The 7,981-nt window shown below is 32.0% G+C and carries 4 protein-coding genes; 2 read left to right on the forward strand and 2 right to left on the reverse strand.

What is annotated here, in order from left to right; all coding sequences use genetic code 11:
• Positions 1–14 precede the first annotated feature (14 nt).
• Positions 15–2,483 (reverse strand): ribonuclease HII, encoded by a 2,469-nt coding sequence (locus DK508_RS20920; RefSeq protein WP_160114823.1) that lies wholly within the window; start codon positions 2,481–2,483, stop codon positions 15–17.
• Between the two features lie 150 nt (positions 2,484–2,633).
• The gene (locus DK508_RS20925; RefSeq protein WP_109302719.1) at positions 2,634–3,236 is read right to left on the reverse strand and encodes a ribonuclease HII; all 603 of its coding nucleotides are present in this window, start codon (positions 3,234–3,236) and stop codon (positions 2,634–2,636) included.
• 136 nt (positions 3,237–3,372) lie between these two features.
• Between DK508_RS20925 and DK508_RS20930 the strand changes: the two genes are divergently transcribed.
• Together DK508_RS20930 and DK508_RS20935 are read left to right on the forward strand one after the other, a co-directional pair.
• Positions 3,373–5,358 carry a putative porin gene (locus DK508_RS20930; RefSeq protein WP_109302720.1) on the forward strand — a complete coding sequence of 662 codons (1,986 nt, stop codon included), beginning with the start codon at positions 3,373–3,375 and terminating at the stop codon, positions 5,356–5,358.
• A gap of 141 nt (positions 5,359–5,499) precedes the next feature.
• Positions 5,500–7,797: an FdhF/YdeP family oxidoreductase gene (locus tag DK508_RS20935; RefSeq protein ID WP_109302721.1), complete on the forward strand. Its 2,298-nt coding sequence runs from the start codon at positions 5,500–5,502 to the stop codon at positions 7,795–7,797.
• The last annotated feature ends 184 nt before the right edge of the window (positions 7,798–7,981 follow it).

Genomic DNA, 7,981 nt, shown 5'->3' on the forward strand with positions numbered 1-7,981 from the left:
TGATATGATTGTAGTTAATTTATCTGATAAATTAATATACTATTTTCTTCTCCTTGAACCACAAATTCCAGATTATCATCATTATCCATATTACCTAGGCTTAGTACTGAGTTTCCGTATACAGGGAAATTAGGAAACAGTTCAGCATTACTGTCATATAGATATACTTTTTTGGCTTGTATATCCGTAATGGTAATATATATCTTGTTGTTGATATAGTATAATTTGGGCGCTGTGTATACTCCAAAATTTAATTCTAATGTACGTCCTTTAATAGCTAACCTATTTTCAGAAAATGTAACAAGAGTTTTATTTGTCGCCATTATATTATGATCATTCTTTAGCTTAAGGTTTTGAGTAACGGCATTACCATCTGCTTGCACTTGAATTAATTTTCCGTCTTTGGTAGTTGATGTAAATTTATCCTGATATTGATACCACTCGTTTTTAGAAAAATCTACTTTGTCTTTTACATTTACTCTTGATCTACCTAGACGATCCAAGATGGTCAAAGTTCCATTGGTTTCCGATAAAAGAATATAATCTTTGGTACCAATTCTAATATGTTTGGGAGGTAGAATAAGGTCTGTTTCTGTTTCTTTAAACCCAAAACCAGTAACGATTTTGCCTTCTGCATCAAACATCTTAATTTGATTGCCTTGAGTAATTATGATTCGATATCGTTTACTTTTATCATAATCAAATAAACTTAACGGCTGTGTAATCGTGTTTTCGAATTTTTTTGGATAAGATGCGACATCCTTTCCATCTCTATCTAATACATATAAAGTATTTGAGGTATTAAATAATAATTGATAACGACCATTTTTGTAGATATCTATTTGTTGAATATCTCCTAGAATTTCGCCATCAATTTGTTTTTTCCAATAAATAGATCCTTTGTCCGAAATTAGATATAAGTTATTTTCAATATCCTGCACAACAGCATCCATACCTTTTGTCCTATGATTTTTAACAAGGATAGGTCTATTCAATATCTTATTTTCTAATGTTGTAGAGGCTGTTTGGCTAACCGAAGTAGCTGTTCCTTTTGCAATGTTTTTTTGTAAAACACTATGAATATGTGCAAAATCATTTTCTTTAATGACCTGCAATACTCCTATTTGATAGTCTTTGTCTCGTAAATCGATCCATTGTTTTTTGTAGGTTTCTTCTACATTGGTACTGACATAGTTTTTTAAGTTTTCAACAGTGCCAACCATAAGGATAGATGCATTGTCAGACATTCCTTTAACGGTGTTCTTGTAGTATTCTTGTTGATCTATGAGTGTTTGATTAAGAGCATTGGCGATAATATCTTTCAGGGTGTTTGTAGAAGAAGCAAATACAATAAAATCATCTTGAACAAAGTAGAATTTTGCTTCAATATTTTTAACCAAAGGAGTAAGAATTTGTGAAAAAGAAGATGGATCTTGATATTTGTATAGAGTAATGTTCCTGTACGTTCCGGTTTTCTCTCCGTTTAGGCTCTCTAGAGCAGTGGTACCATCTAAAGAATTTAGAACCAAAGCATTTTCTTTTTCCATAAATAAAACTCCGATCTCAGAAACCCCAGATAGTAATTCATCCAGATCATTAGGAACATCTTCTAGTTCTCTATCTTGAGTTTTTGATAAATTCTCTTTTAAAACGTAAAAATCATCATAGGTATAAGAGATAAAACCTAGAGCGGTAATAGGAGTGATTTTCGAAATCTCATTTGGTTGAGGGATTGTATTATCAAAAATACCAATGGTACTCGACAGAGAATCTTTTTCAACAGCAATTCCGTCTAATCGAATAGAGTTTTGGCCCAAAGTAGCATCTAGCGATGCCCAACCACTAAAGTTATCTAAACCCTTTAAGGTTGTATTTGGTAATAGAGAATTATGTATGTTTTTTAGTTTTTTTCCATTTAAGAGTATAGACATAGTATTGTCTGAACCAGAAACCTCATATACTTTTTGTAAATCGTTATCTATTGGTAAGGGGTTAGCCTGGACGCGAATAACATTTTCAATTAATAACTGGGATGATGATGCTATTAAGATACTATCTTGTCTTGTGGCATAAAATGTTTTTCCTTTTGATGAAACCTTGTAAATAGTACGTTCAGAATAATTTATGGTCTCTATATTTCTGGTATTACTAGAATCTTTTTGAATTATATGCGGATCAAATTTGGAAACAAAAGTATATTCAAAATCATTTTTTCCTCTTGGCGAAAAACATAATAGACCCTCCTTTTGTTTAGTTTCGTTTAATACAGATAACCCTTTAAAATAATCCACCAATGCAATTTGAGTGTTGTTTTTAATAAAATTATTATCTCTTAAAGTGCTGGATGCTTTTTCTAGATCATTAATTTTAATAATGATTTGAGAATCTCTAGGAATATAATCTATTAAGGAGTTTGACTTTTCTAATGTGTTACCACAAGAGATGGCAATAAAAACTAAAAGAATTGCAACTATCTTTTTCATTATTTGGATTCGTTTTGTTTCCTTGGGTGGATTTTTCAAAATTAAAAGTTTCAGTTTCCAGGTTTGCAAAATATAAAGTCTGTTTTAATGATCGAAATACAATTTGAATGTTTATATATTTTCTCCATTTTCTGTGTGCCAAAGATATAATTATTTAAGGTCTAATGTGAATTGTTCAGGTAATAACCTGAAGCTTTTACGATGATATTTTGTGATGCCATGCTTGCGAATGGCCTCACGATGTTCGGCCGTAGGATATCCTTTGTTTTTTTTCCAATTATACATTGGAAATTCTTCATGTATTTTTTCCATGAATTCATCACGATATGTTTTTGCCAAAACGGAAGCAGCTGCAATGTTTAAATATTTTCCATCTCCCTTTATAACGCATGTATGAGGTATATTATGATATGGTTTAAACTTATTTCCGTCAACAATAATATGTTCAGGTTGAGGTTTTAATTGCGTTATAGATTTTTGCATGGCCAGAATCGAAGCGTTTAAAATATTGATTTTATCAATCTCTTCCATAAAAATATGTGTAACACCATAGCTAATAGAACAGTCTTCTAATAGAGGTTTTAAAGATTTTCTTTTTGCTTCACTAAGTTGTTTAGAGTCATTTAGTATTTGATTGCTAAAGTTATCAGGGAGTATTATAGCTGCGGCAGTTACTGGTCCCGCTAAGCATCCTCGGCCAGCTTCATCTGTTCCGCATTCGAGAAGATGAGGATTTAATTTTAATGTAAGCATAATGCTAATATACAGTATGAATACAACTTCAAAAAAACTATTTTTTAAAACAGATAATAAAAGTTATCCTAAACAGACAATGAGCATGATTTACTTTCGTTAAAAAAGTATATTTTTGCCTCAGTTCAGTATGCTAATGAGAAAAAACTTAATATTAATAATTGCACTTATATCTGGTTCTGTAATTTGGGCTCAAGATAGAAATCAAGAAGAGACAGAAGAGGGTCAGGAGTTGAATGAGAAATCGATTCGTAATTCTGCTCCCAGATCTAGAGATAAAAAGGAGAAGCCTCCGATTACAGATTATAAGATCATTACTATACAAAATGATACAACTTATGTAGACACTACATTAACGTTGCAAAAGGATTATAAATTTAATTATCTAAGAAGAGATGATTTTGAATTATTGCCTATTAATAATGTTGGACAAACATATAATAGTTTAGCAAAAAGAGAAGAAAGAAATCATTTGTTACCTCTTTTTGGGGCTAGAGCAAGACATTTTAATTTTATGGAGGCTCAGGATATTAACTATTATCATGTGCCCACTCCGTTAACCGAACTGTATTTTAAAACAACTTTTGAACAGGGTCAGCAATTAGATGCTTTTTTTACTATAAATACATCACCACAACTTAATTTATCTATAGCATACAAAGGAGTGCGTTCTTTAGGTAAGTATCAACACGCTTTAACAAGTACGGGTAATTTTAGATCTACCTTAAGTTACATTACCAAAAATAAGAGATATCAGGTAAAATCTCATTTTGTATCTCAAGACTTGCTTAATGAGGAAAATGGAGGTTTGTCTTCTGAAGGTATAGAGCAATACTTGGCTTTAGGGGATTTTGTAGGAGAAGAATCCGAGTTTGCAGATAGAGGTTCGATATCCGTTAATTTTGAGAATGCCGAAAGTATTTTGTTGGGTAAAAGATTTTATTTAAACCATCAGTTCGCATTGTTTAAAAAAACCGATAGTACAAACACTTCATTATCTGTAGGGCATATTATGGATCTTTCTGATAAATCATTTCAATTTGATCAAGCCGCTTTGGCACCAAATGGATTGTTAGGAGAGGCTTATCAATCTGGAGCGCTATCAGATAAAGTGGCTTTAGAAGATTTTAGTAATCAGGTTTTTATAGATTTTTCTAATACGTGGTTGGGGCATCTTAGAGTTACAGGAGGTAGTTCTAACTACAATTATGGGTACAATACTATTCTTAGTCAGGTAAATACGGCGGGAGAACAAATTAATATTACGAATCGTCTTAAAGGGGATTCGTATTCTGTAGGAGGAGAATATCAAAACACGTATAAAGGGTTTGAGTTATTTGCAGAAGGAATGACTTTGGTTTCTGGAGATTTTGATGGTCATTATGTTGATGCTGGTGTTGGCTATCAGCTTAATGATGATTATCAATTGCAAGCAAAAATAAGTTCGAATTCGGTAGCTCCTAACTATAATTTTCTTTTATATCAAAGTGACTATGTAAATTATAACTGGCAAAATGATTTTGAGAATATTGAAATTCAAAAAATTCAAGTTGATCTTAAAGCAAAAAAAATCGCAACTATTCAAGCTAGTTATTCAACAATAAAAAACCATACTTATTTTACAAAAGATGCTGATTCTATTACAGTTCCATTACAAGCTTCAGAAAACATAGATGTGCTTAAGGTAAAATTAAGTAATACCTTTAAATATTGGAAACTTGGTTTGGACAATACAGTAATGTATCAAAGTATTCAGGGTGGAGATGGGATATATAATGTTCCAGAAATAATAACCAGAAATAGTTTGTATTATCAGGATCACTGGTTTAAGAAAAATGCACTTTTTTTACAAGCAGGTGTTACGTTTAAATACTTTTCTAGCTATAATGCAGATGCTTATGATCCTGTGTTGTCAGAATTTTATACGCAGAACGATCAAGAAATAGGAAGGTTTCCACAAATTGATTTATTTTTTAATGCAAAAGTGAGACAAACAAGGGTTTTCTTTAGAGTCGAAAACTTTGGGGAAGCTTTTAGTCAAAACAATGAGTTTTCTGCTCGAGGATATGCTACCAGAGATGCTGTAATACGCTTTGGTTTTGTTTGGAATTTCTTCTTATAAAGTAGCTTATATTTTTTGAAATTACTTTTTGGGGATAAAGCAATCAATATAGGCTCATAGTATATTAAGAATGTGTTTTACTATTTAGATGTATCTTTGATAGCACTATTTTACATCATTCTATTTTTAGAGTATATACTAATGAGCGATATCATAAAAAGAAACGTTTCTGTTTTAGGACCTAATGATTTTACTGGAATTAAGTTAGAAGAACCAGCAGATTATGCTGCGGGACTTCCGGCTGTCAAAGTTGCACTACAGCATGCGTTTAGTGAAATGGGAGTTCTGAAATCTTTTCGGGCATTATCTCATATGAACCAAAAAGAAGGTTTTGATTGTCCGGGGTGTGCATGGCCAGATCCCGAAAAACCATCCAGATTAGGAGAGTATTGTGAAAATGGAGTAAAAGCCTTGGCTGAGGAAGCAACTCATAAAAAAGTAGATAAGGATTTTTTTGCAAAATATTCTGTCGAAGAATTATCTCGTTGGTCAGATTTCGAGATCGGAAAAAGCGGAAGGATTACAGAACCCATGGTTTTGAGATCTGATAAAGTTAATTATGAACCTATTTCCTGGAAAGAAGCTTATGCACTTATTGCAAAAGAATTACATGAATTAAATTCACCAAACGAAGCGGCATTTTATACTTCGGGACGATCAAGTAATGAAGCAGCATTTTTATATGGTCTATTTGTAAGAGCTTTTGGAACAAACAATATGCCGGATTGTTCAAATATGTGCCATGAATCAAGCGGTGTTGCGTTAAATGAAACCTTAGGGATAGGAAAAGGTTCTGTAAAACTTGAAGACTTTGATCAAGCAGAAGTTGTCATAGTAATGGGGCAAAACCCAGGTACTAATCATCCTAGGATGTTATCTGCTCTACAAAAATGTAAAGAGAATAATGGGAAAGTAATAAGTGTTAACCCTCTGGAAGAGGCTGGGTTAATTCGGTTTAAGAATCCTCAAGAAGTTAAAGGAGTGCTTTCTTCAGGAACCTCATTAACAGATATCCATCTTCAGGTAAAAATAAATCAAGATGTTTCTTTGTTAAAATTGATCATTAAAAAACTTGCAATACTAGATAAAGAAAGAGCAAATGTTTTTGATCATAAGTTTATAGAGAGATATACCAATGGATATGATAATCTTTTAAATGATGTAAAAAACTATTCTAATGATAAGTTATTAGAGTTATGTGGAGTCAAAGAAGAATTGGTAAATGAAGTTGTTGAGTTAATAGCGAATAAAGAAAAGATCATTATTTGTTGGGCAATGGGTCTTACGCAACATAAAAATGGTGTTGAAAACATAAAAGAATGTGTAAATCTTCTATTACTTAAAGGAAGTTTAGGTAAACCTGGATCAGGAACATGCCCGGTTCGGGGGCATAGTAATGTTCAAGGAGATCGTACAGTGGGTATTATGCATCATGTTTCTCCTGTATTAAATGAATCAATAGAAAAAACGTTTGGTTTTACTCCTCCGAATAAAGAAGGGTTAGATACTGTGCATGCTATAAAGGCTATGTATGATAGAAAAGTAAAAGTATTTATGGCTTTAGGAGGCAATTTTTTGTCTGCCGCTTCGGATACATTATATACTGCCCAGGCGCTTCAAAATTGTGATTTAACGGTACAAGTTAGTACAAAACTAAATAGAACCCATTTGGTCACAGGCAAAACAGCTTTAATTCTACCAACAATAGGACGGTCTGAGTTAGATATAAAAAATGGGCAACCAAGATTTTTCACGGTAGAAAATAGTATGGGGAAAGTTCATCAATCTAAAGGTTTGATGAAACCAGCTTCAGATAATTTAATAAGTGAACCTGAAATAATAGGAGGCATTGCAGATACTTATTTTAATAGTGACCATGTTGTAAACTGGAAAGAATTATCTGAAGACTATAAGTTGATCAGAGAAAAAATAGAAAATGTTATTAAAGGCTTTGATGATATCAACACCCGATCGAAAGGATCTGGTTTTTATCTTCCTAATAATGTAAGAGATTTAGATTTTGATAAACTACCTAATCAAAAAGCACAATTTAGTATTTGCGATTTGCCTAAACATGAAGTAGCGGAAAATGAATTTATATTGATGACTATTCGATCACACGATCAATTTAACACAACTATTTATGGGTTAGATGATCGTTATAGAGGTATTTATAATGAAAGAAGAATCGTGATGATGAATAAGAATGATATGATACGTTATGATTTAAATGCACTTGATGTTATTGATTTGATAAGCAATTATGACAATAAAGAAAGAAAAGCAATTAATTTTTTGGTTGTGCCTTATAATATTCCCCAAGGAAATCTAGCTGCATATTTCCCAGAAACCAATGTTTTGGTGCCCTATGATCACTTTGCCGATAAAAGTCATACTCCTATAAGCAAGTCTATAATAATACAAATAGACAAGAGGTGATACATATATTCATTTTTTTCAGATTTTAAATAGTATGTAATCAATATGTTATAAGAACTTTAAAAAATAGTTTAAAAAAGGTATTGTGGAATGGATTTTTGGTTATATGTTTGCACCCGCAAAACGGGGTTTAAGTTTTGTTTAGTTCATTGAGATTTTATTGAGTTTTGTATTTCGGAAAAAC

The sequence above is a fragment of the Aquimarina sp. AU474 genome (assembly GCF_900312815.1).
Taxonomy (GTDB): Bacteria; Bacteroidota; Bacteroidia; order Flavobacteriales; family Flavobacteriaceae; genus Aquimarina.

Bases quoted from the DNA above. Each gene is read 5' to 3' on its own strand.
- DK508_RS20920 (WP_160114823.1), bottom strand. From the start codon at position 2,483: ATGAAAAAGATAGTTGCAATTCTTTTAGTTTTTATTGCCATCTCTTGT.
- DK508_RS20925 (WP_109302719.1), bottom strand. From the start codon at position 3,236: ATGCTTACATTAAAATTAAATCCTCATCTTCTCGAATGCGGAACAGAT.
- DK508_RS20930 (WP_109302720.1), top strand. From the start codon at position 3,373: ATGAGAAAAAACTTAATATTAATAATTGCACTTATATCTGGTTCTGTA.
- DK508_RS20935 (WP_109302721.1), top strand. From the start codon at position 5,500: ATGAGCGATATCATAAAAAGAAACGTTTCTGTTTTAGGACCTAATGAT.